Annotated in this window: 21 protein-coding genes; 10 read left to right on the top strand and 11 right to left on the bottom strand. The window is 73.3% G+C overall.

Annotation, left to right across the window (positions count from 1 at the left end):
* Positions 1–190: 190 nt before the first annotated feature.
* The 5 genes from ACIGQF_RS28145 to miaA form a co-directional block, all read right to left on the bottom strand.
* Complete coding sequence (locus tag ACIGQF_RS28145; protein ID WP_399715640.1) at positions 191–1741, bottom strand: M1 family metallopeptidase; 1551 nt, start codon at positions 1739–1741, stop codon at positions 191–193.
* 152 nt (positions 1742–1893) lie between these two features.
* A complete protein-coding gene (locus ACIGQF_RS28150) occupies positions 1894–4230 on the bottom strand; it encodes a RelA/SpoT family protein (protein ID WP_399715642.1) in 2337 nt (778 codons plus the stop codon).
* 216 nt (positions 4231–4446) lie between these two features.
* Positions 4447–5337: a diaminopimelate epimerase gene (gene dapF / locus ACIGQF_RS28155; protein WP_361563056.1), complete on the bottom strand. Its 891-nt coding sequence runs from the start codon at positions 5335–5337 to the stop codon at positions 4447–4449.
* Positions 5338–5410: 73 nt separating this feature from the next.
* The gene (locus tag ACIGQF_RS28160; protein ID WP_399715773.1) at positions 5411–5863 is read right to left on the bottom strand and encodes a hypothetical protein; all 453 of its coding nucleotides are present in this window, start codon (positions 5861–5863) and stop codon (positions 5411–5413) included.
* A 368-nt stretch (positions 5864–6231) separates the two neighbouring features.
* On the bottom strand, positions 6232–7182 hold the full coding sequence (gene miaA, locus ACIGQF_RS28165) for a tRNA (adenosine(37)-N6)-dimethylallyltransferase MiaA (protein ID WP_399715646.1): 951 nt from the start codon (positions 7180–7182) through the stop codon (positions 6232–6234).
* Positions 7183–7341: 159 nt separating this feature from the next.
* Here miaA and ACIGQF_RS28170 point away from each other — a divergent pair, with 159 nt between their 5' ends.
* A complete protein-coding gene (locus ACIGQF_RS28170; RefSeq protein WP_399715649.1) occupies positions 7342–7629 on the top strand; it encodes an antitoxin in 288 nt (95 codons plus the stop codon).
* Positions 7630–7729: 100 nt separating this feature from the next.
* Here ACIGQF_RS28170 and ACIGQF_RS28175 read toward each other — a convergent pair whose 3' ends face one another.
* The 4 genes from ACIGQF_RS28175 to ACIGQF_RS28190 all read right to left on the bottom strand — a co-directional run bounded on the left by ACIGQF_RS28175 (position 7730) and on the right by ACIGQF_RS28190 (position 13478).
* Positions 7730–8449 (bottom strand): class III extradiol dioxygenase subunit B-like domain-containing protein, encoded by a 720-nt coding sequence (locus tag ACIGQF_RS28175; protein ID WP_399715652.1) that lies wholly within the window; start codon positions 8447–8449, stop codon positions 7730–7732.
* 147 nt (positions 8450–8596) lie between these two features.
* The gene (gene miaB, locus ACIGQF_RS28180) at positions 8597–10084 is read right to left on the bottom strand and encodes a tRNA (N6-isopentenyl adenosine(37)-C2)-methylthiotransferase MiaB (RefSeq protein WP_399715655.1); all 1488 of its coding nucleotides are present in this window, start codon (positions 10082–10084) and stop codon (positions 8597–8599) included.
* 92 nt (positions 10085–10176) lie between these two features.
* Complete coding sequence (locus ACIGQF_RS28185) at positions 10177–13023, bottom strand: FUSC family protein (RefSeq protein ID WP_399715658.1); 2847 nt, start codon at positions 13021–13023, stop codon at positions 10177–10179.
* A complete protein-coding gene (locus tag ACIGQF_RS28190; protein ID WP_399715661.1) occupies positions 13020–13478 on the bottom strand; it encodes a MarR family winged helix-turn-helix transcriptional regulator in 459 nt (152 codons plus the stop codon). Before ACIGQF_RS28190 ends, ACIGQF_RS28185 begins: the two co-directional genes overlap by 4 nt.
* A 114-nt stretch (positions 13479–13592) precedes the next feature.
* Here ACIGQF_RS28190 and ACIGQF_RS28195 point away from each other — a divergent pair, with 114 nt between their 5' ends.
* Entirely contained in the window at positions 13593–14588 is a 996-nt protein-coding gene (locus tag ACIGQF_RS28195) for a TAXI family TRAP transporter solute-binding subunit (RefSeq protein ID WP_399715664.1), read from the top strand.
* A 29-nt stretch (positions 14589–14617) separates the two neighbouring features.
* Here the strand turns inward: ACIGQF_RS28195 and ACIGQF_RS28200 are convergent, their stop codons facing one another.
* Together ACIGQF_RS28200 and ACIGQF_RS28205 are read right to left on the bottom strand one after the other, a co-directional pair.
* Entirely contained in the window at positions 14618–16048 is a 1431-nt protein-coding gene (locus ACIGQF_RS28200; RefSeq protein ID WP_399715667.1) for an ATP-binding protein, read from the bottom strand.
* Positions 16049–16063: 15 nt separating this feature from the next.
* A complete protein-coding gene (locus ACIGQF_RS28205; RefSeq protein ID WP_399715669.1) occupies positions 16064–16783 on the bottom strand; it encodes a response regulator transcription factor in 720 nt (239 codons plus the stop codon).
* Positions 16784–17092: 309 nt separating this feature from the next.
* Here ACIGQF_RS28205 and ACIGQF_RS28210 point away from each other — a divergent pair, with 309 nt between their 5' ends.
* The 8 genes from ACIGQF_RS28210 (at position 17093) to ACIGQF_RS28245 (ending at position 24589) form a co-directional block, all read left to right on the top strand.
* Positions 17093–17878 carry an amino acid ABC transporter ATP-binding protein gene (locus tag ACIGQF_RS28210; RefSeq protein WP_361563076.1) on the top strand — a complete coding sequence of 262 codons (786 nt, stop codon included), beginning with the start codon at positions 17093–17095 and terminating at the stop codon, positions 17876–17878.
* Between the two features lie 54 nt (positions 17879–17932).
* Positions 17933–18841, top strand: coding sequence for a glutamate ABC transporter substrate-binding protein (locus ACIGQF_RS28215; protein ID WP_399715673.1), 909 nt, complete (start codon positions 17933–17935; stop codon positions 18839–18841).
* Positions 18842–18990: 149 nt separating this feature from the next.
* Positions 18991–19638, top strand: coding sequence for an amino acid ABC transporter permease (locus ACIGQF_RS28220; RefSeq protein WP_399715675.1), 648 nt, complete (start codon positions 18991–18993; stop codon positions 19636–19638).
* A gap of 73 nt (positions 19639–19711) precedes the next feature.
* Complete coding sequence (locus tag ACIGQF_RS28225; protein WP_399715678.1) at positions 19712–20647, top strand: amino acid ABC transporter permease; 936 nt, start codon at positions 19712–19714, stop codon at positions 20645–20647.
* A 467-nt stretch (positions 20648–21114) separates the two neighbouring features.
* A complete protein-coding gene (locus ACIGQF_RS28230; RefSeq protein WP_399715680.1) occupies positions 21115–23058 on the top strand; it encodes an FAD-dependent monooxygenase in 1944 nt (647 codons plus the stop codon).
* 145 nt (positions 23059–23203) lie between these two features.
* The gene (locus ACIGQF_RS28235) at positions 23204–23359 is read left to right on the top strand and encodes a putative leader peptide (RefSeq protein ID WP_399715776.1); all 156 of its coding nucleotides are present in this window, start codon (positions 23204–23206) and stop codon (positions 23357–23359) included.
* Between the two features lie 289 nt (positions 23360–23648).
* On the top strand, positions 23649–24206 hold the full coding sequence (locus tag ACIGQF_RS28240; protein ID WP_399715683.1) for a cysteine dioxygenase: 558 nt from the start codon (positions 23649–23651) through the stop codon (positions 24204–24206).
* The gene (locus tag ACIGQF_RS28245) at positions 24203–24589 is read left to right on the top strand and encodes a rhodanese-like domain-containing protein (RefSeq protein ID WP_399715686.1); all 387 of its coding nucleotides are present in this window, start codon (positions 24203–24205) and stop codon (positions 24587–24589) included. The genes ACIGQF_RS28240 and ACIGQF_RS28245 overlap by 4 nt, the downstream gene beginning before the upstream one ends.
* The last annotated feature ends 86 nt before the right edge of the window (positions 24590–24675 follow it).

Raw genomic sequence — 24675 nt, forward strand, 5'->3', positions numbered from 1 at the left:
GTTGGGACGTCCCGGGATCGGGCCTGCGGGGCCCGGGGACTCTCGATCGTGACAACGTCCGGACGCCCCGGGAGATTCCCGGCGGTCCCGGCGTCGGCCCGTCGATGGTCGCACGGCGGGTGAGGTCCGTCACGCGACTTTTCCTGCCCTGCCATTGTCCCTGGTGAGCGGGTCGGCACCGGCTTCGGGGTCAGGAGGAGTGCGCCTTGGCGGGGCCCGGCTCCTTCTGGTCCTTCTTGACGTGCCAGTCCGGGTGGCCGGGCATCGGCGGGGTGCGGGTGTCGTAGAGCCAGGCGCGCAGGAAGCCGGACAGGTCCTTGCCGTGGATGCGGGAGGCCAGCGTGATGAAGTCGCCGGTGCCGACGACGCCGTCGCGGTGCTGTGCGAACCAGGCGCGCTCCAGGCGGTCGAAGGCGGCGGCGCCCATCCGCTCCCGCAGCGCAAAGAGGACGAGCGCGCTGCCGTCGTAGACCACCGGGCGGAAGATGCCGATCTTCTGGCCCTTCTCGGGGACCTTCGGGGCGGCCGGCGGCCCGCCCGCTGCCCGCCAGGCGTCGGACTGCTCGTAGGCGCGCCTCATGCGCTCCTCCATGGCGGCCGTGCCCTTGCTCGCACGGTCGGCGTAGAGCGCTTCGTACCAGGTGGCGTGCGATTCGTTCAGCCACACGTCGGACCAGGTACGGGGGGTCACGCTGTCGCCGAACCACTGGTGTGCCAGCTCGTGCACCATCAGTGACTCCACGTACCAGGCCGGGATCTTGTCGCTGGTGAAGAGGTGCTTCTCGAAGAGCGACAGCGTCTGGGTCTCCAGCTCGAAGCCGGTCGAGGCGTCGGCCAGCAGGACGCCGTACGTCTCGAACGGATAGCGGCCCACCTGGCGCTCCAGCCAGGAGATCTGCCCGGGCGTCTTCGCCAGCCACGGCTCCAGCTTCTTGCGCGCGTCGGCCGGTACGACGTCCCGCAGGGGCAGCCCGTGCGGGCCCTGACGACGGACGACGGCGGACTTCCCCAGGGATACCTGGGCCAGCTCGGTGGCCATCGGGTGCAGCGAGCGGTACGTCCACGTGGTGGCGGGGCCGCGGGCGCTGCGCCCCAGAAGCAGGCCGTTGGCGACGGCCGTGATGCCCCGGGGAGCGGTGATGCGGAAGGTGAAGGCGGCCTTGTCCGAGGGGTGGTCGTTGCTGGGGAAGACGCGGTGGGCGGCGTCCGCCTGGTTGGCCATCGCGAGCCCGTCTCCGGTACGGATCCAGCCGCCGTCCTTGCCCCCCTTGGGGTTGCTGGTGTGCCGCACCACGATGCGCAGGGCCTGGCCGGGCCCGACGGGGTGCGCGGGGGTCACCACGAGGTCCTCGCCGTGCGTGGCATGGCGTGCGGGGGCGCCGTTGACCTCCACGGACCGCACGGCGCCCCGGGCGAAGTCGAGGTTGACGCGGTCCAGGTGGTCGGTGGCGCGGGCGGTGATGGTGGTGACGGCGTCCAGCGGGACGTCGTTCCGCCCGGAGTACTTCAGGGCGATGTCGTACGCGTCGACGTCGTAGCCGGGGTTGCCGAGGTGCGGGTAGAGGCGGTCGCCGATCCCCTGGGGGCCGGGCTCCGGCGCACCCGCCGCGAGGAGGGCGCCGACGGCCAGCACGGCCGGGACGGCACGGCGGGCGGCCACGAGGCGGCGCGGGGCGGCGGGGCGCGGCAGGTCCGGCGCCTGGCGGGTGGGGAACGCGGTACGGCGGGACGTAAAGGGCATGCGTTACCGCTACCAGCACGGCAACCCGCGAGAACGACGACGCGGCAGCGCAGCACCCGAATGAGCGGTTCCGCCCGCTTCCCGGGCGCGTCGCCGAGAAGCTTCACACGGGCACTCGGGGGACCGCGCCCCGAAGCCGCGCGTCGCCCGCTTCAGAAGCGGAGGGTCGCGGCCGGCTGGTTGCGGCCCGCGCGCAGCACGTCGAAGACGCCCGGGACCTGGCGCATCGCGCGCATCAGGGAGGGCAGTTCCGCGGCGTCCGGGAGGTGCAGCGTGTATGTGTGCCGTACGCGCTGCTCGCGGGGCGGTTCCACGTCCGCGGAGACGACGGCGGCACCCTGCGCGGCGATGACCTCGGTGAGATCGGCCAGCAGGCGGGGCCGGCTGAACGCCTCGGCGAGCAGCGTGACCCGGCAGCCCTGGTCCGGCGCGGCCGAGCGCCGCCACTGCACCCCTACGGGGGCCCGCCCGGCAGCCGCCATCCGGGCCACGGCCGGGCAGAGGGCGCGGTGCACGGTCACGGCGCCGCCTCGTACGGCGAATCCGGTGACCTTGTCGGGCGGTACGGGGGTGCAGCAGCCGGCCAGCCGGACGGGGGCGTCGGGGAGGTCGGCGACGGCGGGGACGGGCGGCCGCGGCCGGCGCGCCTCGGGGGCCGGGCAGGCCTCCTCCTGGTCGGTGGTGCCGCCCTCGGCGGTGGTCTCCGCCTCGTGGCGCGGGGCGCTCTCGTGGCGCGGGGCCCTCTCGGCGCCGCTCTCTGGGCGCTCCGCCGCCTCCTCGGCCGCTTCGGGCTCCACGGGCTCCGCGCCCGGGTGGGCGGTGAGCCAGCGGGAGATGGCGAGCCGGGCAGCGGGCGTGCGCGCGTACTCCAGCCACTGCGGGGAGGGGCCGGCCGCGGAGTCCGGAGCCATGAGGAGATGCAGGCTGTCGCCGTCGCGGAGAATCGTCGAGAGGGTCGCCAGGCGGCCGTTGACGCGCGCACCGATGCAACAGTGCGCCCCGGCTCCGTGGAGTGCGTACGCGGCGTCCACGCAGCTCGCGCCCGCCGGCAGCCGGAACGCACCGCGGTCGCCGGAGTCGTCGCCCGCCTCGCGCGCCGCGTCCGCCCCCGCCCCGAAGCCGACGTCCGCGCGGAAGACCGAGATCTCCCGGTCCTCGGCCAGGTCGTCGCGGAGCGAGGTCCAGAACGTGTCCGGGTCGGGCGCGACCCGCTGCCACTCCAGCAGCCGCGAGAGCCAGCCGGGGCGGGTCGGGTCCACCCGTTCCCCGTCGGGCGTCTCCGCGCCCTCCTGAGGGCCGAACGGGCCGCCCTCGGCGAGGACGTGCGGGTCGCCCAGCGCGATCACGCCGGCCTCGGCCACCCGGTGCATCCGATGGGTGCGGATAAGCGTTTCCGCAATGTGGCCGTCCTCGCTCATCACCGCCGTGTGCAGGGACTGGTACAGGTTGAACTTGGGCGCCGCGATGAAGTCCTTGAACTCCGAGACGACCGGCGTGAAGCAGGTGTGCAGCTCGCCCAGGACGGCGTAGCAGTCCGCGTCCTCGGCGACCAGCACCAGCAGCCGCCCCAGGTCCGCGCCGGTCAGCTCGCCGCGCCGTATCCGCACGCGGTGCACGGACACGAAGTGCCGCGGCCGGACGAGGACTTCGGCATCGATGCCGGCGTCGTGCAGCACCGCGCCCATGCGTGCGGCGACGGCCGCGAGCGGGTCCGGGCGCTCGGCGTGCCGCAGCACGAGGGTGCGGGTCGCCGCGTACTCCTCGGGGTGCAGGATCGCGAAGACCAGGTCCTCCAGCTCGGTCTTGAGCGCCTGGACACCCAGCCGCTCGGCGAGCGGGATGAGCACGTCACGCGTGACCTTGGCGATCCTGGCCTGCTTCTCGGGCCGCATCACGCCGAGGGTGCGCATGTTGTGCAGCCGGTCGGCGAGCTTGATCGACATCACCCGGACGTCGTTGCCGGTGGCCAGCAGCATCTTGCGGAAGGTCTCCGGCTCGGCGGCGGCGCCGTAGTCGACCTTCTCCAGCTTCGTGACGCCGTCGACGAGGAAGCGCACCTCCGCGCCGAACTCCTCACCCACCTGATCGAGCGTCACGTCCGTGTCCTCGACCGTGTCGTGGAGCAGGGACGCCGTCAACGCCGTCGTCTCCGCGCCCAGTTCGGCGAGGATGAGCGTCACGGCGAGGGGGTGGGTGATGTACGGCTCGCCGCTCTTGCGCATCTGTCCGCGGTGCGAGGACTCGGCGAGGGCGTACGCCCTGCTGAGGACGTCGAGGTCGGCGTCCGGGTGGTGGGCCCGGTGGACCTTGGCGACGTGCTCCAGGGCGTCGGGCAGACCGTCGCGGGGGGCGGGCCCCAGCAGCGCCGCACGGCCGAAGCGGCGCAGGCCTCTCAGTTCCAGCCGGGGGCGGCCGCGTTTGCGGACCGCAGCCCCTGCCGGGTGAAGCTCTGCGGGCGCACCGCTGGGTTCAGTGGCCTCTGCGCTCATGGGGCACCTCCGGCAGCATCGACCGGCGGCCGGACGCGATCAGGCGGTGACGGCGGTGTCCGGGCCGGTGCTTGATGCTACCGAGCCCATCACGCACCGCTCACCGCCTCTCGCCCAGAGTGAAACGGATCACCCATTCGAGCGAAACTTCAGCCACGGCCGTTACCGCCCGAAACCGCCTTCCGGGCTCTCCCCCGAGCCGGCCGGGCGCGCCCCTCAGGCGGTGGCCGCGCGCAGCCAGGAGGGGTCGAGCGTGCCCTCGGCGACGATCTCCGCGGGGCCCGTCATCTCCACGGTGCCGTCCGGCAGCTCGGTGATCACGAGGGTGCCACCGAGCACGTCGACGGTGTACGTGACGGGGCTGCCCGTCACCGAGGGGTCGGCGCCGTCACGGCGGGCGGTGGCCACGGCGACCGCGCAGGCGCCCGTGCCGCAGGAGCGGGTCTCGCCGGAGCCGCGCTCGTGCACCCGCATCGCGACGTGGCGCGGGCCGCGGTCGGCGACGAACTCGACGTTGACCCCGTCGGGGTAAACGTCGGCAGGGCTGAACGGCGGAGCGCTGTACAGGTCACCGGCGTGGCCGAGGTCCTCGACGAAGGCGACGGCGTGCGGATTGCCCATGTTCACGTTGCGGGCGGGCCAGCTGCGACCGTCGACCGTGACCGTGACCTGCTCCTCGGGGAGCTCGGCGCGGCCCATCACGACGGTGACGTCGCCCGTCGCGCCGCCGGCCGCGTCCTTGGCGAGGTGCACGCGGCGCACCCCGGCGCGGGTGGCGACGGCCAGGTCGCCGGCCTCGACGAGGCCGGCGTGCTGGAGGTAGCGGGCGAAGACGCGCACGCCGTTGCCGCACATCTCGGCGATCGAGCCGTCGCCGTTGCGGTAGTCCATGAACCACTCGGCCTCGTCGGCCATCGCGCGCGCCTCCGGATGGGCCGCGGACCGCACGACGTGCAGCACACCGTCGCCGCCGATGCCGGCCCGGCGGTCGCAGAGCCGCGCCACCAGATCGGCGGGCAGCTCCAGCCGGCCGTCGGGGTCGGGGACGATCACGAAGTCGTTCTCGGTGCCGTGTCCCTTGAGGAAGGCGATGCGCTCGTTGCTCACCCTTGAATCGTACGGGGCAGCACCGACAGCGGCGCCATCGGCACGGGCGGCCCGCCGCCTGCAGGGCGGCGGCTCAGCCTCGGAGCCGGGCCACGCGCCAGATGGCGAGGGCCGCGAGCACCAGGACGACCGCGACGTAGACCGCGACCACGCGCCAGTCCGCGCGCCGGCCCGAGCCGCGGGCCGGCAGCCCCGGCCAGGTGTGGCCGACCCGGCGGGCGGCCATCATGCCCCAGCCCGCCGCGCAGCAGCAGAGCAGCAGCCCCAGCATCGCGAAGACGGCGCCGCCGTCCCCGCCGAACTCGAAGGCCAGCGGGAAGGCGAACATCAGTGAGCCGACGGCGGCCAGGCCCACGATGGGCGCGAGCTGCCAGAGGCGGAGGCGGCGTGGCGGCCGCAGCTCCCGGAAGGACGCGGCGCCCTCGGGGGGCCGGTCGTCCTCCGCCTGCGCGTCGGGTCCGTCCGAGCCGTCCAGCGCGTCCCCGTCCGCCGGCCCGTCGTCCTCCGGGGTCCGGTGTCCGCCCATGAGCGGATCGTCGTCGAGCGGGCGGTCGTCGGGGGCGATGCGGTCGTGCTCGGGAAGTGCGGCGTCCGCGCCCGGTGCGGGGTCGTCCGCGAAGCGGTCGGCCTCGGGGCGGCCCTCCGCGTCCGAGGGCCCGGGGCCGGCGGCCGGCCCGGGGTCGTCGTCGAGGGCGGGTGCGTGGCCCGGGATCGCCTCTCGTGCGCCGCGCTGTCCTTCGCGCCGCGTCTCCGGCTGTTGCGCTCTGCTGCGAGGGCGGGCCTCCATCGCCAATGCCCTCCCAGTTCCAGACGCCACGGCTCGGTCGATGGTCGATAATGACACGCCCTCAGGGGGCCCGATGACGGCCTGAGCGTCCCGATGCCATGACGTGATCAGGCTGTGACCGGTCGTTCGAGCAACGCCAGCGCGCGGTCCGGAAGTTCCTCACGGGCGTCCGCCGCGCCGCTGAGCCAGTGGACCCGCGGGTCACGGCGGAACCAGGAGTCCTGCCGGCGCGCGAAGCGCTTGGTGGCGCGCACCGTCTCTGCCCGCGCCTCGTCCTCGGCGCACTCCCCCGCGAGGTACTCCAGCACCTGCTGGTACCCGAGCGCACGGGACGCCGTACGCCCCTCGCGCAGGCCCTGGGCCTCCAGCGCGCGCACCTCCGCCACGAGCCCCGCATCCCACATGCGGTCCACCCGTACGGCGATCCGCTCGTCCAGTTCGGGGCGGTCCACGTCGACGCCGATCTGCACCGTGTCGGCGTAGACCTCGCGCTGATCGCCGGGGCCGGGCAGGTTGGCCGTGAAGGGCCGCCCGGTGATCTCGATGACCTCAAGGGCGCGGACGATGCGGCGGCCGTTGCTCGGCAGGATCGCGCGCGCCGCCTCGGGGTCGGCGGCGGCCAGCCGGGAGTGCAGCACGCCGCTGCCCGCGTGCTCCAGCTCGGCCTCCAGGCGGGCCCGCACCTCGGGGTCGGTGCCGGGGAACTCCAGGTTGTCCAGCGCACCGCGCACATAGAGGCCGGAGCCGCCCACGAGGACGGCGGTGCGTCCCCGATCGAGCAGCCGGTCGATCTCGGCACGGGCCAGCCTCTGGTACTCGGCGACGCTCGCCGCCTGGGTCACGTCCCAGATGTCCAGGAGGTGGTGCGGGACACCGGCCCGCTCCTCCTGGGTGAGCTTGGCGGTGCCGATGTCCATGCCCCGGTAGAGCTGCATGGAGTCGGCGTTGATGACCTCACCGCCGAGATGCCGGGCGAGGGCGACGCCCAGATCGGACTTACCGGCCGCGGTGGGGCCGACGACGGCGATGACCCGCGGAGCGGGAACTGCGTTGTTCACCGAGCCAGTGTGTCAAACCGCGCGGCCGGTTTCGAATGAGTGCCGGACGGTCGGTCCGCCCTCAGGCGCAGCGGAGTGAGGTTTGGCCCGCAAGAGTAGGGTAAAGGCCAGGTATGGGCGCTTTCTCACTATGCGTCCTCCGACCAGGGAAGGTGGCTCATGGGCCTGCTGGACAAACTCAAGGCCAAGGCCGGCCTCCTCAAGGGCAAGGCCGGCGACCTCGCGCAGCAGCACGGGGACAAGATCGATCGGGGCCTGGACAAGGCCGGGAGGACGGTCGACGCCAGGACGAAGGGCAAGTACAGCGGCCAGATCGGCACCGGCACGGCCAAGGCCAAGGAGGCCCTGCGCCGGATGTCCGATGGCCAGGGCGCGCACGGCCCGGGCGCGAGCGGCCGGCCCGGCGAGGGCCCGGGCACCGGAAAGCGGCCCGGCGACCCCGTGTGAGGCCGGGAGAGCCGGACAGCCCGGTGGCCGGGGACCGTGCGGTCCCCGGCCACCGTCGTTCGCAGGGGGCCGCGCCCCGGTGCCTCCTGGTGCGGGCCGGTCAGGACCACGCCGCCACGAAGTACCCCACGCCGTACGGCGCCTCCTCGTGGAGCAGCGCGCCGTCCAGCCCGGCACCCTCCGCCGCCCCGGCCAGCACCTGCCAGCTGGACCGTCCCGAGACCATGAGCGACTGGGCGGGCTCCTCGTCCAGCGCCCCGAGGGCCGCCACGTCCGCGGTGCCCAGCATGCGGGCCAGCTCCGCGTCGAACCCTTCGGCGCGCTCGTCGAAGTAGCCGGGCGCCTTGACCGTGCGGCAGGCGCTGCCGTCGCCCATCACCAGCAGGGCCACGCGCTCCGCCGACGCCGCGAGCTGACGCCCGGCACCGAGGCACCGCTCCGGTTCGAGCGGTTCGCCCACCCCGAGGGCCGACACGGGAACGCCGCGCCGGTCGGCGCGCTCCAGGAGCCAGGCCCCGAGTGCCAGTGAGGGCGGCAGCTGCCGCCCCTCGGTTGCGCCTTCCCCGTCCGGCGCGCCGAGCCGTACGGAGAGGTCAACGCCGAACCCGGAGAACGATCCCGGGGTCCCCTCCTTGAACGCCCCTCGGCCCTCGGGCTCGGCAGGGCCGACGACGACCAGCCGGTCGGCCCGCGCGGCGGCGAGCACGCCGACGGCGTCCGCGCAGGCGGCCCGCAGGCCGTCCAGTTCGGCCGCGGCACCGGCGGCGATCTCGGGGACGAGCAGGGGCGGACAGGGGCACAGAGCAGCAGCTACGAGCATGCTCCGCAGCGTATCCCCGCCGCCGTGGGGCATCGGTCCGCGGCCTCCCGGCCGACGCGGGGAAGGCCGTGCGGATGCCTGCACGGGCGCGTACCGGCCCGGCGGGCGGCCGGCGCCGTCCCGGTCACCGGGAGTGGCGCCGGAGCCTCAGGAGGTCGGGCAGCAGCCGCCGGCCGGCTCCGCCGGCGCGGGGGCCGGAGCACCCACCGTCGGCAGCCCGAGCATGACGCCGGCGGGCTGCGGCGGAGCGGCGTTGCGGCGCTCCCAGGCATCGCCGGAGCGGGTCCGGCGGACCGAGACGGCCTCGCCCTCGGCGAGCAGGTGGTGCGGCGCCGCGTACGTGATCTCGACCGTCACCATGTCGCCGGGGCGCACCTCGGCGTCCGGCTTGGTGAAGTGCACGAGGCGGTTGTCGGGCGCGCGCCCCGAGAGGCGGTGCGTGGCACCGTCCTTGCGGCCCTCGCCCTCGGCGACCATGACCTCGACCGTGCGGCCGACCTGCTTCTTGTTCTCCTCCCAGGAGATCTCCTCCTGGAGGGCGACCAGCCGCTCGTAGCGGGCCTGGACGACCTCCTTGGGGATCTGGCCCTCCATGGTGGCGGCCGGGGTCCCGGGGCGCTTGGAGTACTGGAAGGTGAAGGCCTGCGCGAAGCGGGACTCGCGGACCGTGTGGAGGGTCTGCTCGAAGTCCTCCTCGGTCTCGCCGGGGAAGCCCACGATGATGTCGGTGGAGATGGCCGCGTCCGGCATGGCCGCGCGGACCTTCTCGATGATCCCGAGGAAGCGCTCCTGGCGGTAGGAGCGGCGCATGCTCTTCAGGACGGCGTCGGAGCCCGACTGCAGCGGCATGTGGAGCTGCGGCATGACGTTCGGCGTCTCGGCCATGGCGGCGATGACGTCGTCGGTGAAGTCGCGGGGGTGCGGGGAGGTGAAGCGGACCCGTTCCAGGCCCTCGATCTTCCCGCAGGCGCGCAGCAGCTTGGAGAAGGCCTCGCGGTCGCCGATGTCGGAGCCGTAGGCGTTGACGTTCTGGCCGAGCAGGGTGATCTCGGAGACGCCCTCGGAGACCAGCGTCTCGATCTCGGCGAGGATGTCGCCGGGGCGGCGGTCCTTCTCCTTGCCGCGCAGCGCGGGGACGATGCAGAAGGTGCAGGTGTTGTTGCAGCCCACGGAGATGGAGACCCAGGCCGCGTACGCGCTCTCGCGGCGGGTGGGCAGCGTCGAGGGAAACGCCTCCAGGGACTCGGCGATCTCGACCTGCGCCTCCTCCTGGACGCGGGCGCGCTCCAGGAGGACCGGCAGCTTGCCGATGTTGTGCGTGCCGAAGACGACGTCGACCCAGGGCGCCTTCTTGACGATGGTGTCGCGGTCCTTCTGGGCCAGGCAGCCGCCGACGGCGATCTGCATCCCGGGCCGCGAGGCCTTCTTCGGGGCGAGCTGGCCGAGGTTGCCGTAGAGCTTGTTGTCGGCGTTCTCGCGTACCGCGCAGGTGTTGAAGACGACGACGTCCGCACCGTCGGCGCCCTCGGGCGCTGGCACGTACCCGGCGTCCTCCAGCAGGCCGGCCAGCCGCTCGGAGTCATGGACGTTCATCTGGCACCCGTGGGTGCGCACCTCGTATGTCTTCGCACTCATCTCAATCGACCAGGGTACGTGCTTCCGAAGGCCGTCCGCCCCCTCCGGGGCATCCCGGAGGGGGCGGACGGGAAGCGGCCGCGGTCAGCGGCTCAGGGGCGGGCCGGCTTCAGTTCGATGTCCTGGTGGATGTCGCCCCGGGAGGGGTCGACCGCCACGAAGCGGGCCGTCGGCGCGTGCGCGGAGCCGGAGGCGATGACGGTGTAGCCGCCGGGCTCCAGGCCGGTGATGCGGTAGCGGCCGCCCACCGCGCGGACGCCGGCGCGGCGCTTGCCGCGGTCGCTGACGACCGTGATCCACGCTTCGCAGCCGCCGGGGTGCTCCGGGCAGTGCAGGGAGCCGCTGACGGTGCACGCGCCGGCCGGGGAGGCCGTACGGGCGCCGGGGGCCGCCGGGCGGCCGCGGGGCCCGGCAGCGGGCGCCGGGGCGGCCTCAGCGGCCGGCTTCCGACGGGCGGCGGGGGCCCCGGCCGCGATGCCGGGGGACACCGGGACCTGCTTGGCGCCCGGAGCGCCCTCGTGCCGGGTGTGCGCCAGCCATGCGGCCAGCGCCGCCTGGGTGCGGCGGTCCAGGGTGGAGGCGGCGTGCGTCGCCGGGGCGGCGGACTTCGCGGCCGGGACGGCCTGCGTGGCCGGGTCCGGCTCCGGGGTCGCGGTGGTGACGGTCAGGCCGCGGTCGTCGGCGTAACCGGCCAGCGCCTCGTCCAGCGCCGCCAGTTCCCGCAGCGCCACGTGGAGGCGGTCGGCGCGAGGCCCGGAGGGAGCGTGCAGCACGCCCTCCAGTTCGCGGATGAGCGGGCTGACCCGTACCCAGGTGCCGTCGGGCTCCCCCGTGGCGAAGCGGTGGTCCAGGGCGTGCAGCGACTCCACGAAGGTGGCGATGATCCGGTCGACACGGCCGGCCAGCTCGGGGGCGAGGTCGATGTCGATGTCGGCGGCGGCAGCGAGCGAGCGGGCGTGCCCGGTGGCCGCGGCGAGCAGCGCCAGGCGGTTCTCTGCGCCCCGGCCGCGGACGCCGACCGGCATCCGTACGAGCGGCCGGGCGACGCCGCGCACCTGGTACAGGGCGGCGTCGACGCCTCGGGCGGCGCCGCGCAGCCGGACCGGGGCCGCGGGGTCCTGCCAGCGCTCGGCGACCTGGGAGAGCAGGTGTTCCAGCGCGGAGACGTAGCCGCGCTCGGCCTCTTGGGCGATCTTGCGGCTGGAGACGGGGAAGACCAGCGCGGCGCAGGCCGTGGCGATGATGATGCCGAGTCCGTTGTCCAGCAGGCGCTCGCTGAGCAGGGTCTCCATGCCGGTGTACGGGGTGGACAGGCCGTAGAGCTGCACGAGGGCGGTGACCAGGCCGGCGACCCAGTAGCCGTACTGGCGCTGCATGCCCCAGGAGCCGAAGGTCAGGCCGGCCACGATGACGAGCAGGGTCCAGTAGATGTGGCCGGGGCCGATCAGGCGGAGCAGCAGGACGCCGATGACGGCGCCGACGATGGTGCCCGCCATCCGGTGGCCGAGCTTGCGCAGCCTCTCGTGGGTGGTGTTGGTGCCGAACAGCGTGATCATCACGCCGACCAGGCCCCAGTAGAAGCGCTGCGGGTTGATGGCGTCGGTGATCGGGCACACGATGGCCGCGGCGAGCCCGGCGTGCACGGGAGCGCGCAGGTACGGGACGGCCCGCCGCCAGCCCTTCTCGTTCTGGGCCGCGATCACGCGGCGGGCGACGGCGCCGGTGCCCGCAGGGCGGTTCTGCTCCAGCGCGACGGTGGGCTGGAAGGGCACCTTGGCGCGCGCGGTGGGCGCGTTCCAGCCGAGGTCGAGCCAGTGCGCGAGGGAGTCGGCGAGCGTGTCCAGGAGGTGGCCGACCCGGCGGGCGAGCGCGGCGGCCTCGGCCTCCTCGGCGCCGGTCTCCGGCGCCTCCAGGACGGCGGTGGCCTGCTGCTGGATGAGCTGGGCGGCCGGGCGCAGCGCGTCGGCCCGGCCGAGCGGGGTGTCCCGCGCGATGACCAGGCCCACGACCATGGCCTCCCGCAGGTGGGCCGGCGCCGGAAGGCGGGTGAGCTGCTGCACGCACTGGCCGATGCCCTTCAGGGCCAGCTCGGCGTCGAAGAGGTGGCGGTGCAGGAGTTCCGCGGTGTCGGGGTCGGCGGCGACCTCGGGCTGGGCGAGGCGGCCGTCGATGGTGACGGTGGTGACGTTCAGGCGGCGCAGGCTGCGGCGCATCCGCTTGACGGCGACCTCGTGGTCGGCGTCCGGGTCCAGCGCGTCGGTGGCGGCGTCGGCGACCCTGCGGGCCTCGACGACGAAGGCGCGCTGCGTACGGAGGAGGTCCTCGCGCGGCATCGGGTAGCACAGCGCGAGGCGGGTCAGGAGGATGGCGACGGCGGACACGAGGGCGACGAGAAACATCTCGCCACAGAGGTTCAGCGGGACGTTCGCCATCATGCCGACCATGAAGGCGTTGAAGAGCAGCATGCCGCCCAGCAGCGCCAGGGTGCCGAACCGGGCGAGGAAGAAGGTCACCGCCAGCGCGGCCACCATGATGGTCAGTTCGACCACGCGGTACTGGTGCAGCCAGGCGGCGAGCGGCAGCGCGGCGGAGAACGGGAGGGGCATCCACAGGATGGCGCGGGTCAGCCGCTGCCAGGTGTTCTCGGCGATGGCGAACGCGCTCATCAGGCCCATCATGCCGCCGGCCATCATGCCGAGCATGGCGGGCATGTCCAGCGCGACGGACATGCCGTAACCGGTCGCGAGCCCGGTGACCATGGCTACCAGCGTCCGCCATCCGGCCTGCAGCTGGCCGAGTCCGGGGTCGGCGGCGAGCACCCAGTCCCACCAGCGTCTCGGCCCGCCGACGCGCCGGGGCGCGATGGCGCTCTCGTGGGCCGGGTCGCGGCCCTTGCGGCCGCCGGTGATGTCCGGGGTTTCGGTGGCTGGCGTGGTCAACTGACCTCCGGTTCGATGGCGTGCAGCACGGTCGTTACGGCATCCCGGGCGGCGCCCACGGCGCGCTCCGGCTCGTCGGCGTTCGAGCGCAGCCCTTCGAGGAGGGCGGCGGCCATCCGCTGCCGCGCGCGCTCCAGCAGCTCGCGGCCCGCGGGCGTCAGCGACGTCTCGATGCAGCGCCGGTCGTGGGCGCTGCGCTCGCGCTGGACGAGGCCGCGCTCCTCCAGTTCCTGCAGGACCACGGTGACCCGGGGCTGCGCGATGCCGGTGTACGCGGCGAGTCCGGTGACCCGCCGGGGACCGCCCTCCAGGGCGTCCAGGAGTGAGGCGTGCGTACGCGGCAGCCCGAATTCACCGAGCCGGAAGAGTGCCTGGGAGAGCCTGCCGATGCCCCTGAGGAGCCCACGAGCGGCGTTCTCGATGCGCTGTTCGTCGGACGTCGACGATGAATGCATATAGCAATTATATAACAGGGGTATGCATCGATCGGCACGAGGGGTGACCCGCGCCGCTCGACGGCCGCCGCTCGCCCCTCCCCTTCGAAGGCCTCGGCTGGCAGGATTTCCGCCATGGTCCACAGCCTCCCCCTGCCCTGCGGACGCCGGGCACTGCAGACGGCGGTCGCTGCGGCGGCCCTCGCCGGGCTGCTGCTGTGGTTCCTGCTGCCGAGCGGACCGCCGCCCCCAGAGGGCCGGGTGACGCTGGCCACGGGAGTGCCGACCGGCGTGTACGCCCGGTACGGAGAGCTGCTCAAGACGGACCTCGCGCACGACCTCCCGGATCTCGACGTCACGCTCACCCGGAGCGAGGGCTCCGTCGACAACATCCGCAAGCTGGTCTCGGGGCGCGCCGAATTCACCATCGCGGCGGCCGACGCGGTCGCCACCTACCAGGTGCAGGGCGGCCGGGACGCGCACCGGCTGCGCGCCTGCGCGCGGCTGTACGACGACTACATGCAGCTGGTCGTGCCCAAGGGCTCCGAGGTGCGCTCGACGCGCGACCTGAAAGGGCTGCGGGTGGGGGTCGGCGCCGACGGCTCCGGCGTGCAGCTGATCACCCGGCGGCTGATGCGCGCGGCGGGGCTGGACTTCGACCGGGACATCCAGGCGGAGCGGGTCGGCATCGACACGATGCCGCAGCTGCTGGAGCACGGGAGGCTCGACGCGTTCTTCTGGTCCGGCGGACTGCCGACCACGGCCGTGCAGCGGCTGGCCGAGCGCTTCCCCGTACGGCTGGTGCAGCTCGGCGACCTGGTCGAGCCGCTGCACGCACAGGGCCGGGGCAGCCGCTACTACCGGGCGGCGGTGATGCCGGCCGACGCGTACCCGGAGACCCAGGACGACCGGGCCGTGAAGACCATCGCGGTGGCCAACCTCCTGGTCACCACCGACCGCGAGGACGCGGACCTGACCAGGGCCGTGACCCGGACGGTGATAGACAGCCGGGACCGCATCGGCCGCGAGGTCCACGACGCCCAGAAGGTCGACCTGCGCACCGCCGTCTTCACCGACCCGCTGCCGCTGCACACGGGCGCGCGGCGGTACTACGTCTCGGCCAAGCCCTGACGGGGCGCTGACGGCGCCCGGCGGGGCCGTCAGGGGGCCGCGGGCGCTTCCGGGTGCGGGCGGTCGCGCGGGACGGTGAGCGTGACGCACAGGCCGCGTGGGGCGTTCGGGGCGTAGGAGATCTCCCCGCCGCCCGCGGCGAGCATGGCGCGGGTGATCGACAGCCCCAGGCCCGACCCGGAGACGTTCTGGTGGCGGCCGCTGCGCCAGAAGCGGTCGCCGATGCGCTCCAGCTCCTCGTCCGTCAGGCCGGGGCCGTGATCGACGACGGTGATCCGGACCCGCTCGCCCTCGGGAGCGGCGGCGACCGCGACCTCCTCCCCGGCCGGGGTGAACTTCAGGGCGTTGTCGACGACCGCGTCCAGCGCGCTGGAGAGCGCCACCGGGTCCGCCCAGCCCGTGACCGCGCCGTGCCCCTCGTACCGCAGGGTCACGCCCTTGTCGTCGGCGAGCGGGCGCCAGGCGTCGGCGCGCTCGGCGGCGAGCGCCGCGACATCGGTGAGCTGGAGGTCGGCCGGGGTGTGCTCGGCCAGCGCCAGGTCCAGCAGGCCGTCCAGGACCCGGGCCAGGCGCTTGCCCTCCGTACGGACGGAGGCGATCTCCTCGTTGCCGTCGGGGAGTTCCAGCGCGAGCAGTTCGATGCGGAGGAGCAGGGCGGAGAGCGGATTGCGGAGCTGGTGGGAGGCGTCGGCCACGAAGGCGCGCTGCTGCTCCAGCACGTCCTCGACATTGTCCGCCATCTCGTTGAACGACCGGGCGAGCCTGCGGAGTTCCGGCGGCCCGGTACCGGCGACCACCCGTGACGCCATCCGGCCGGTGGCGATGTCGTGAGTGGCCGCGTCCAGGATCCGTACCGGTCGCAGCACCCACCCCGTGAGCCGGAACGCCGCCCCCACGGCGACCAGCATCGCCAGCGACTCCCCCGCCGCCAGCCACAGCCAGCCGTGCAGGATCCGCGACCGCAGCTGCTCCGTGGGCGAGTCGGTGAAGACCACCGCGACCACGTCACCGTCCCTGATGACCGGCGAGGCGACCGGCAGCCGGCGGTCGTCCCAGGGCCACGCCTGGTGCGGGTCGTGGCTGCGCCGCCCGGCCAGCGCCTCCTCGAAGGCCTGCCGCCCCTCCCCCGACAGCGGCACCCGCCAGTCGGCCGGCGCAGCAGCCATGGGGGTGCGGTCGCGGTAGAAGACACCGGCACGGATGTCGTACAGGTCGTGGTACCGCTGGAGCTCCGTACGGAGCGTGCTCAGCCGTTCGTCGTCGGCGGGCGCGCGGCCGTCGGCACCGGGCCGGGCGGTGACGAACTGCCCCAGTGAGGCGAAGCGCGCGGCGTCGTCGATCCGGTCCACCACCACCCGCTGCTGTTCGGCCGCCGCCTGACTGCCCGCAAGCGGGAAGCCGAGCGCCAGCAGCACACCGGCCAGCAGGACGATGAGGAGCGGGAGGAGGCGGGTGCGCACGGGAGGGAGCGTCCGTCAGGGAGCCGGAGGCGCGGGAGCGGGCGCCACGAGCCGGTAGCCGACGCCGCGCACCGTCTCGATGAGCGCGGGCATCCGCAGCTTCGAACGGAGCGAGGCGATGTGCACTTCGAGGGTGCGCCCGGTCCCCTCCCAACTGGTACGCCACACCTCACTGATGATCTGTTCCCTGCGGAACACCACCCCCGGACGCTGCGCGAGCAGCGCCAGAAGGTCGAACTCCTTGCGGGTCAGCGGAACGGTGCTGCCGTTCACCGCGACGCGTCTCGTGGCCGGCTCGATGGTGACGGCACCGATACGCAGCAGGTCCTCGCCGGCCGCCTCCTCCGGGGCGTGCTCCCCGGGCCCGTGCACCGTGCGCCGGCTCACCGCGTGGATGCGGGCCAGCAGTTCTCCGGTGTCGTAGGGCTTGACCACGTAGTCGTCGGCGCCGAGGTTGAGGCCGTGGATCCGCGAGCGGACGTCGGAGCGCGCGGTCACCATGATCACCGGGGTGCTGGTGAGCTTCCGTATCCGGCCGCAGACCTCGAATCCGTCCTGGTCGGGCAGGCCCAGGTCGAGCAGGACGACCGCGAAGGCGTCCTCCGCGTCCGGTACGAGCGCGTGCAGCGCTTCCTCCCCGCTGCGCGCGTGCACCACCTCGAAGCCGTGCCGGGCGAGCACAGCGGACAGCGCCGCAGCGACATGGTTGTCGTCCTCCACCAGCAGCAGCCGCATCGGCTCTCCCCCTCTCGCCGGCTCGCGTCCCGGGCCATCAGGGCATCTACCGCGATCGACGGCGCGCCCGTCAAGAGGAAGCCGAGCCGGTACGGCCATCTGTTACGCAGCCGGTACCGGCCCGTACGCAATGGAGCGTTGCGCTCCGCAAACCGGCCGCCGGGGGCGTCCACGCACCCCGCGCCCCGTTCACCCAGAGTGTCCCTTTGCAGCCGGATCGTTATGCTCAATTTCCGCTCAGATGTAATGACGCTGATCGCAGTGCGTCACTACTGTCCTCTCAACCGAGGAGGACGGAGCTACCCGCCGATGAGCGAAGTATCGGTGACCAAGGACCCCGGGGGCCCCGCCCCGGCGGCGGACGATCTGGTCGCGCTGGCAGGCGTCAACAAGCACTTCGGTGCGCTGCACGTACTCCAGGACATCGACCTGACGATCAAGCGCGGCGAGGTCGTCGTGGTGATCGGCCCGTCCGGGTCCGGCAAGTCGACGCTGTGCCGCACGATCAACCGACTGGAGACCGTCGACTCCGGAAGCATCACCATCGACGGGAAGCCGCTGCCCCAGGAGGGCCGGGAGCTGGCGCGGCTCCGTGCCGACGTCGGCATGGTCTTCCAGTCCTTCAACCTCTTCGCGCACAAGACGGTGCTGGAGAACGTCACGCTGGGCCAGCTGAAGGTCCGCAAGGCGGACAAGCGCGCGGCCGAGCAGAAGGCCCGCGCGCTACTGGACCGTGTGGGCGTGGGCACGCAGGCGGACAAGTACCCCGCACAGCTCTCCGGAGGCCAGCAGCAGCGCGTGGCGATCGCCCGCGCACTGGCGATGGACCCGAAGGTGATGCTCTTCGACGAGCCGACCTCGGCCCTGGACCCGGAGATGATCAACGAGGTGCTGGAGGTCATGCAGCAGCTCGCCCGGGACGGCATGACGATGGTCGTCGTCACGCACGAGATGGGTTTCGCGCGCTCGGCGGCGAACCGCGTGGTCTTCATGGCGGACGGCCGGATCGTCGAAGAGGCCGAGCCGACGCAGTTCTTCAACAACCCGCGCAGCGACCGTGCCAAGGACTTCCTGTCCAAGATCCTGCATCACTGAGCCCGCAGTGGCCCCGATGACTGCCCACACCTGCTGAACCGAAGGAACTTCACCATGAGGATGCGTAAGACGGCCGCTGCGGCCACTGTGGTGCTCGCGCTGACCGCGACGGCGACGGCGTGCGGCGGCCAGTCCGGCACGGCCGGCGACAAGCCCAAGGGCGAGAAGGTCTTCAGCGGGACGTACAAGGTCGCCGAGAAGGTCAAGATCGACTCCCCGACGCTGAAGAAGGCCCAGCAGCGCGGCAAGATCATCATCGGCGCCAAGGCGGACCAGCCGTTCCTGGGCTTCCAGGACTCCGACGGCGAGCGCACGGGCTTCGACATCGAGATCGCCAAGATGGTCGCCGCCGACCTGGGCTTCTCCGCCAAGCAGATCGAGTTCAAGACGATCGACTCCAACGTCCGCGAGACCTCGATCTCCAAGGGCCAGGTCGACTACTACGTCGGCACCTACACGATCAACGACGAGCGCAAGAAGCAGGTCGGCTTCGCGGGCCCGTACTACACCGCGGGCGCCGACCTGCTGGTGCGCAAGGACGAGAAGGGCATCACCGGCGCGGACAGCGTCAAGGGCAAGAAGGTCTGCTCGATCGTCGGCTCCACGCCGCTCCAGGAGATCAAGAAGCCCAAGTACGGTGCCGAGACCACCGAGCTGTCCAAGTACTCGCTCTGCGTGAAGCAGCTGCTGGACGGCCAGGTGGACGCGGTCACCACGGACGACGCGATCCTCAAGGGCTACGCGGCGGAGCGTCCCACGAAGCTGAGGCTCGTGGGCAAGCCGTTCACCGAGGAGCCCTACGGCGTCGGCATGGCCAAGAGCGACAAGGCGCTGCGCGACGCGGTCACCGACGCCATCGAGGCGCACATCAAGAACGGTGACTACAAGAAGGCGTACGAAGGCACGCTGGGCAAGTCCGGCTCGCCGTACGAGGCGCCGAAGACGCCGCTGCCCCGCTACTGACCACGCCGCTCACCACCGGCCCGAGCCGTCGCGCCCCGTACGCCCGCCGCGGCGGGCGTACGGGGCGCGCTGCCTCGTGAACGTCCCTGTACGGGGCCGGCGCCCCCGCCCGTCCGCCGCCACCTTCTCACCGCCACCGCGGAGACCCCATGAACGTACTCCTCGATCATCTCCCGCAGTTCCGCGACGGATTCCTGGGGACCCTCGCGCTGACCGCGGCCAGCGGGGCACTCGCTCTCGTCCTGGGCGTCCTCATAGCCGGCTTCCGGGTCTCTCCCGTACCGCCGCTGCGCGCCTTCGGCACCGCCTGGGTCACGCTGCTGCGCAACACGCCCCTGACGCTGCTGTTCCTCGTCGCGTTCTTCATCGTGCCGCAGGTCTTCTTCCCCGGTACGAGCCCGTTCGTGCTGGCGATGCTGGCACTCGGCTTCTACACCTCGTCGTTCGTCTGCGAGGCCGTACGGTCCGGCATCAACACCGTGCCGCTCGGTCAGGCGGAGGCCGCCCGCAGCATCGGGATGACCTTCTTCCAGACCCTGCGCATGATCGTTCTGCCGCAGGCCACGCGTACCGTGATCCCGCCGCTGAGCAGCATCTTCATCGCGCTCACCAAGAACTCCGCGATCGCGGGCGCGTTCAGCAACACCGAGCTGTTCAACGTGTCCAAGCTGCTGAGCGACAAGGGCTTCGCCATCGGCTGGATCTTCCTCTGGATCGCCCTGGCCTACCTGATCATCACCTTCTCCATCAGCGGCCTCTTCCGGCTGCTGGAGCGCCGCCTGGAGGTGGCCCGATGAACGCACTCAGCGAGCACACCCCCACGAACTGCCCGTCGCCCGAGCGCGCGGCCGAGCGAAACAAGGCGGAAGCATGAGCAGCAGCGTCCTCTACGACTCGCCGGGCCCGAAGGCCCGCGTACGCAACCGGCTCTACACGGTTCTCGGCACCCTCGCCGTGCTCGCGCTCATCGCCTTCGCCGTGCTGCGGCTGGCCGCTCAGGGCCAGTTCGCGCCGGAGATGTGGGAGATCTTCAATTACGCCGGGGTGCGCACCTCGATCCGTAACGGCGTCCTCACCACGCTCCAGGTCTTCGCGGTGGCTGCGGTGCTGTCGCTGGTGCTCGGCGTCCTGCTGGCCGTGGGCCGGCTCTCGGACCACAAGCCCGTGCGCTGGCTGGCCACCGGCTTCATCGAGCTGTTCCGTGCCGTCCCGCTGCTGATCACGATCTACGTGCTGTGGGTGCTCTTCCTCAGCTACAAGTCCGAGCTGGGCTTCACCGGCGAGGGCACGCAGTTCTGGGCGCTGGTCATCGGCCTGACCGTCTACAACGGTTCCGTGCAGGCGGAGGTGTTGCGCGCGGGCATCAACTCCGTACCCAAGGGGCAGCGCGAGGCCGCGTACGCGATCGGCATGAGCAAGACGCAGGTCATGATGTCCGTGCTCATCCCGCAGGCCGTCCGCGCGATGCTCCCGACGATCATCAGCCAGCTCGTGGTGACCCTGAAGGACACCTCCCTCGGCTACGTCATCACCTACCAGGAGCTGCTGTACGCGATCCAGCAGCTGGCCGGCAACACGGTCGTCAACGACGAGAACCCGTACGTACCGATGATCATCGTCGGCGGTGCGATCTACGTCGCCATGTGTCTGCTGCTCTCCGCGCTCGCCAACTGGATCGAGCGTCGCGGCCGGCGCGCCAAGACCGGTATCGCGGTCTCCGAGGCGGGCCAGGCGGTGACGGCCGGCGACGCGATGAGTCCTATCGACGGGGCGACGACCCAGGGCCCGACGGACAGGACCGGCTGACCCGGCATCCCCGGGCGGCGGCCTACTCCCCAAGGAGAGGCGTCAACTGACGGGGCGAAAGGTTGCGGAGGCAGCGGCACGGGTGCCGCTGCCTCTGTCACTTGACGCGGCACGCCCGCACTAGGTTGCATACGCTGTGTGATCGCGCACCGGGCCTCAACTGCCATGTCCTCTACGTCCCGCAAGAGCCTCCGGCCGAGCCCCGGTCCGTTCAGCTCACTCCGCCCGGAGCGCGCTGCCACGGGACGCCGGCGGACACGTACGGCGGGGCCTTCAGGGGCGTGCGTCGGCAGTGGGGCCGGTAGAGGCGGGGGCGGTACGGGCGGTGTTGCCGGGGCGGCCGGTGTGGCCTCCTCGGCCGGGATGGCAGGCGCGGCGGGCGCGGCGGGCGCGACCGGTGCAGCCGGTGTGGTCCGTGCAGCCGGTGCGGTCGTCGGTTTCGCTCCGCTTCGCTTCGGGGGAGCGTCGTGGACCCGGTGATCGTGGCCGGGGCCGGCCCCGTCGGCCTCTCCCTCGCCGTCGCGCTCGCGCGCCTCGGCGTCCCGTGCATCGTGCTCGACGAGACGGACGGCCGTGACGAGGTCCGGCCCGCCCGTACCGCCGTGCTCCGCCCCGACACTGCCGCGTTCCTGGCCCGGCTGGGCTGCGCCGAGACCCTGGGCTCCGAAGGCACCCGCTGGGCGGCCTGGCGCACGGTCCAGCGCCGCCGGCTGCTGGACCGGGTGGCCTTCGCCGCGACCGGTGCCCTGGCGGTCAGGACGGCGGACACCGACGCCGCCGGTCACGGCGCGGAGCGCGGCAACGACGGCGCACACGCCCCGCTCTCACCCATACACGTACCTCAACACGCCCTCGCGCGCGCCCTTCGCACCGCGCTCGACCGCGAACCACTCGTACAGGTGGTCCCGGAGAGCCGCGTCATCGAGCTGACCCAGGACCGCGACGGGGTCGGCATCCACACCCGCGGCCCCAAGGGCACGTGGTGGCGGGGCAGTTACGTCGTCGGCTGCGACGGTCCGCGGTCGACCGTCCGCAAGCTCCTGGACATCCGCTTCCCCGGGCGCACCGCCGTCGAACGGCACGCCGTCGCCGCCCTGCGCACCGAACTCCCCTGGCCCGGCGAGGCCCTGCTGCACCGCGCGCCCCCGCGCCGCGGCGCCGCCGGTACGGGCCGGGCCGGGGTCCTCGGCGGAACGACCGGCGAGGTGACAGCGCGCCCGCTCCCGGACGGCGTCTGGCGGCTGGACTGGCTGCTGCCGCCCGGCCGCGACCTGGTCACCCCGGACGCCCTCGTGGCGCGCATCCGCGACACGCTGGCCGGCTGGACGGAGGCCGGTGCCGGTGCCGGTGCCGGGCAGGGCGGTACGGCCGCCGAAGGGGACGGGCACGCCTTCCGGGGCGGCCCCGCCTTCGGGCAGGGCCCGGGCGACGCCGGGAACGGCTCGCTCGTCCCCGCGTACGAACTGCTCGACACCGGGGTCCACACGGTCCACCACCGGCTGGCACGGCGCTGGCGCTCCGGCCGCGCGTTCCTCGCCGGGGACGCCGCGCATCTGCTCGGCGCGCTGGGCACACAGGGGCTGGACGAGGGGCTGCGGGACGCCGAGAACCTCGCCTGGAAGCTGGGCGTCGCCTGGCACCACGGCGCCTCCGACGCGCTCCTGGACAGCTACCAGACGGAGCGCAGGAGCGCCGTCGCCGCCCGGCTGCGCGCCGCGGACCAGGCGCTGCCACTGCTGCGCGACGGCGGCGCCCGGGGGCGGCTGCGGGGCGTGGTCACGGCCGCGGGCCGCGGCCGGACGGCGCTGCTCACGGACGGCCACCTCGGGCGCGGTCCGCTGGGCGCCGCTCCGGTGTACGACCGCTCGCCGCTCGCGCCGGCCGTCGCACCGCCCGGCGCGGTCCGCGTGGACACCGTGCCGGGCGCCCCGGCCGCCGACGTGACGGTGACGGCATCCGACGGCTCGGCCGTACGGCTGCGGGAGCGCCTGGGGCACGGCCTGCTCGTCGTCCTCGTCGCGCCGGGCACGGGCGTGTGGGACCGCAAGCACTGGATGTCGGCCGGGCTCATGCCGCGCCTGGCCGACGCGGTGGCGGCGCTGCCGCTGCCCACGGAGATCCTTGTCGCCGAGCACTACCCGGGCGCGGCCGCCCACACCGTCCTCCTGATCCGCCCCGACGGCCACCTCGTCACCGCCCTGGCCGGCGTCCGCCCCGCCGAACTCCAGGCGTGCGCGGAAAAGCTGTGCGGCGGTGGCGCGGACGGCCTGCCCGGTGCTGGTGCGGAGCGGGACCGGAATACGGGCACGGATGCGGATACCGATGCGGATACAGCTACGGAGCTCACCGAGGAGAGCCGCGGTGGGGAGAAGGGCGGGGCCCCGGGGGCGGGGGCCGGGGGCGCCGGTTAGAGCGGGGCGCCGGTCAGGCGGGGCGTCGGTTGGGCGAGGCGCCGGTCAGGCGGGGCGCCGGTTGGGCGAGGTGCCCGTTGGGCGGTTGTGGGGCGGCTGTGGTGCGCGGCTGTTGACTGCGACCGGCGGGCGCGGATCTCGGCTGATGCCTGCCTGCCGCCGATGGCCGGGATCTCGGTTGACCGGGCGGCAACGCCATGCTTCACTACGGAGCGTGACAGACACCGGCTCGCACTTCTGGCGGAGGGTCCATCTGGACCTGGTCCGCTATGCGGGCTGCGTATGTCGTCCGTCCTGCTGACCGGCTCCTGTCCCGGGCTCCGGTCACCGATCCCCTTTCCTCTCCGCGCGGCGCACGTGCCCATGAGCACGCGTGCCCGGCGCCGCCATACGCACGTGGCCGTACATGCGTGGCCACACGAGCGTGACCGTACGTGGCCTCACGCATCCGCGCAGGCCGGCGCCGAGGGCCATCGGGCTGCCGGCCGGCTCGATCCGGCCGGACCGTGCGATCCGGCCGCCCGGGCCGCCGCTGTCCGTCGCCGGGCCGTACGCCGCGCGCTTCCTCGTGATCATTCAGGACGGTTCCCATGACCGACGCACCCGCCACCACCGCCGTACGCATCCCCACGCCCCCGCGCCCCGCCGACAACTTCGGCCCCACCGCAGCCGAACTGCTCGACTTCGTCCGCCGGACCGCCGCGGACACGCAGCTCATCACCTCGCTCCCCCTCGACCCCGAGGGCCGGACCTGGATCCGGCTGGACGGGCCGGGCGGCAGCGAAGCGTGGATCATCGGCTGGCCGCCCGGTACGGGTACGGGCTGGCACGATCACGGCGGTTCGCGGGGCGCGTTCGCCGCCGCCGCGGGCGAACTGACCGAGCAGTCCCTCGCCGCCCAACTCCCCACGGAGGGCTGGAAGACGCTGGAACTCGCCGACGACGCGGACCGGGAGCGGCGGCTCGCCGACGGCCGCGGCCGGGCCTTCGGCCCGCACCATGTGCACCAGGTGTTCAACGCCTCGGCCGCCACGCCCGCCGTTTCCGTACACGCCTACTACCCGCCGCTGCCCCTCATGCGACGCTACAGCCGCAGCGGTCCCGTACTGCGACTCGAAGAGGTCGAGCGTCCGGAGGGATGGGAATGAGCGCGATCGACGAGCTTCTGGCACAGGCCCGTACGGAGCTGAAGCGGGTGGAGCCGGACGAGGCGGCGGCCGTCCAGCGGGACGGCGGGCTGCTGGTGGACATCCGTTACGCGGCGCTGCGCGAGCGGGACGGCACGATCCCGGGCGCGCTGGTCGTGGAGCGCAACGAACTGGAGTGGCGGCTCGATCCGACCGGCGACCACCGCGCGCCCGAAACCACGGGGCACGACCTCCGGGTCGTCGTGGTCTGCAACGAGGGCTACGCGTCCAGCCTCGCCGCCGTCTCCCTCCAGCGGCTCGGCCTGCCGCACGCCACCGACCTCACCGGCGGCTTCCAGGCCTGGCGGGCCGCGGGCCTGCCGGTCAGGGCGCCTGGCGCGTGATCCGGGGGCCCCTCCCCCCGCCCGACCCCCTCCTCCTTCAGAGTCCGCGTTGCCCGGCGGCTTCCCCTCTCAGACCCCGGGCAGAG

This window comes from Streptomyces sp. NPDC053560 (assembly GCF_044544605.1).
Lineage (GTDB): Bacteria > Actinomycetota > Actinomycetes > Streptomycetales > Streptomycetaceae > Streptomyces.

Coding starts and splice junctions, on each gene's coding strand:
- ACIGQF_RS28240 (WP_399715683.1), top strand. CDS start 23,649: ATGACCGACGCACCCGCCACCACCGCCGTACGCATCCCCACGCCCCCG.
- ACIGQF_RS28145 (WP_399715640.1), bottom strand. CDS start 1,741: ATGCCCTTTACGTCCCGCCGTACCGCGTTCCCCACCCGCCAGGCGCCG.
- ACIGQF_RS28175 (WP_399715652.1), bottom strand. CDS start 8,449: ATGCTCGTAGCTGCTGCTCTGTGCCCCTGTCCGCCCCTGCTCGTCCCC.
- ACIGQF_RS28190 (WP_399715661.1), bottom strand. CDS start 13,478: ATGCATTCATCGTCGACGTCCGACGAACAGCGCATCGAGAACGCCGCT.
- ACIGQF_RS28195 (WP_399715664.1), top strand. CDS start 13,593: ATGGTCCACAGCCTCCCCCTGCCCTGCGGACGCCGGGCACTGCAGACG.
- ACIGQF_RS28235 (WP_399715776.1), top strand. CDS start 23,204: ATGCCTGCCTGCCGCCGATGGCCGGGATCTCGGTTGACCGGGCGGCAA.
- ACIGQF_RS28160 (WP_399715773.1), bottom strand. CDS start 5,863: ATGGGCGGACACCGGACCCCGGAGGACGACGGGCCGGCGGACGGGGAC.
- ACIGQF_RS28170 (WP_399715649.1), top strand. CDS start 7,342: ATGGGCCTGCTGGACAAACTCAAGGCCAAGGCCGGCCTCCTCAAGGGC.
- ACIGQF_RS28150 (WP_399715642.1), bottom strand. CDS start 4,230: ATGAGCGCAGAGGCCACTGAACCCAGCGGTGCGCCCGCAGAGCTTCAC.
- ACIGQF_RS28210 (WP_361563076.1), top strand. CDS start 17,093: ATGAGCGAAGTATCGGTGACCAAGGACCCCGGGGGCCCCGCCCCGGCG.
- miaB (WP_399715655.1), bottom strand. CDS start 10,084: ATGAGTGCGAAGACATACGAGGTGCGCACCCACGGGTGCCAGATGAAC.
- ACIGQF_RS28225 (WP_399715678.1), top strand. CDS start 19,712: ATGAGCAGCAGCGTCCTCTACGACTCGCCGGGCCCGAAGGCCCGCGTA.
- ACIGQF_RS28245 (WP_399715686.1), top strand. CDS start 24,203: ATGAGCGCGATCGACGAGCTTCTGGCACAGGCCCGTACGGAGCTGAAG.
- ACIGQF_RS28215 (WP_399715673.1), top strand. CDS start 17,933: ATGAGGATGCGTAAGACGGCCGCTGCGGCCACTGTGGTGCTCGCGCTG.
- ACIGQF_RS28220 (WP_399715675.1), top strand. CDS start 18,991: ATGAACGTACTCCTCGATCATCTCCCGCAGTTCCGCGACGGATTCCTG.
- ACIGQF_RS28205 (WP_399715669.1), bottom strand. CDS start 16,783: ATGCGGCTGCTGCTGGTGGAGGACGACAACCATGTCGCTGCGGCGCTG.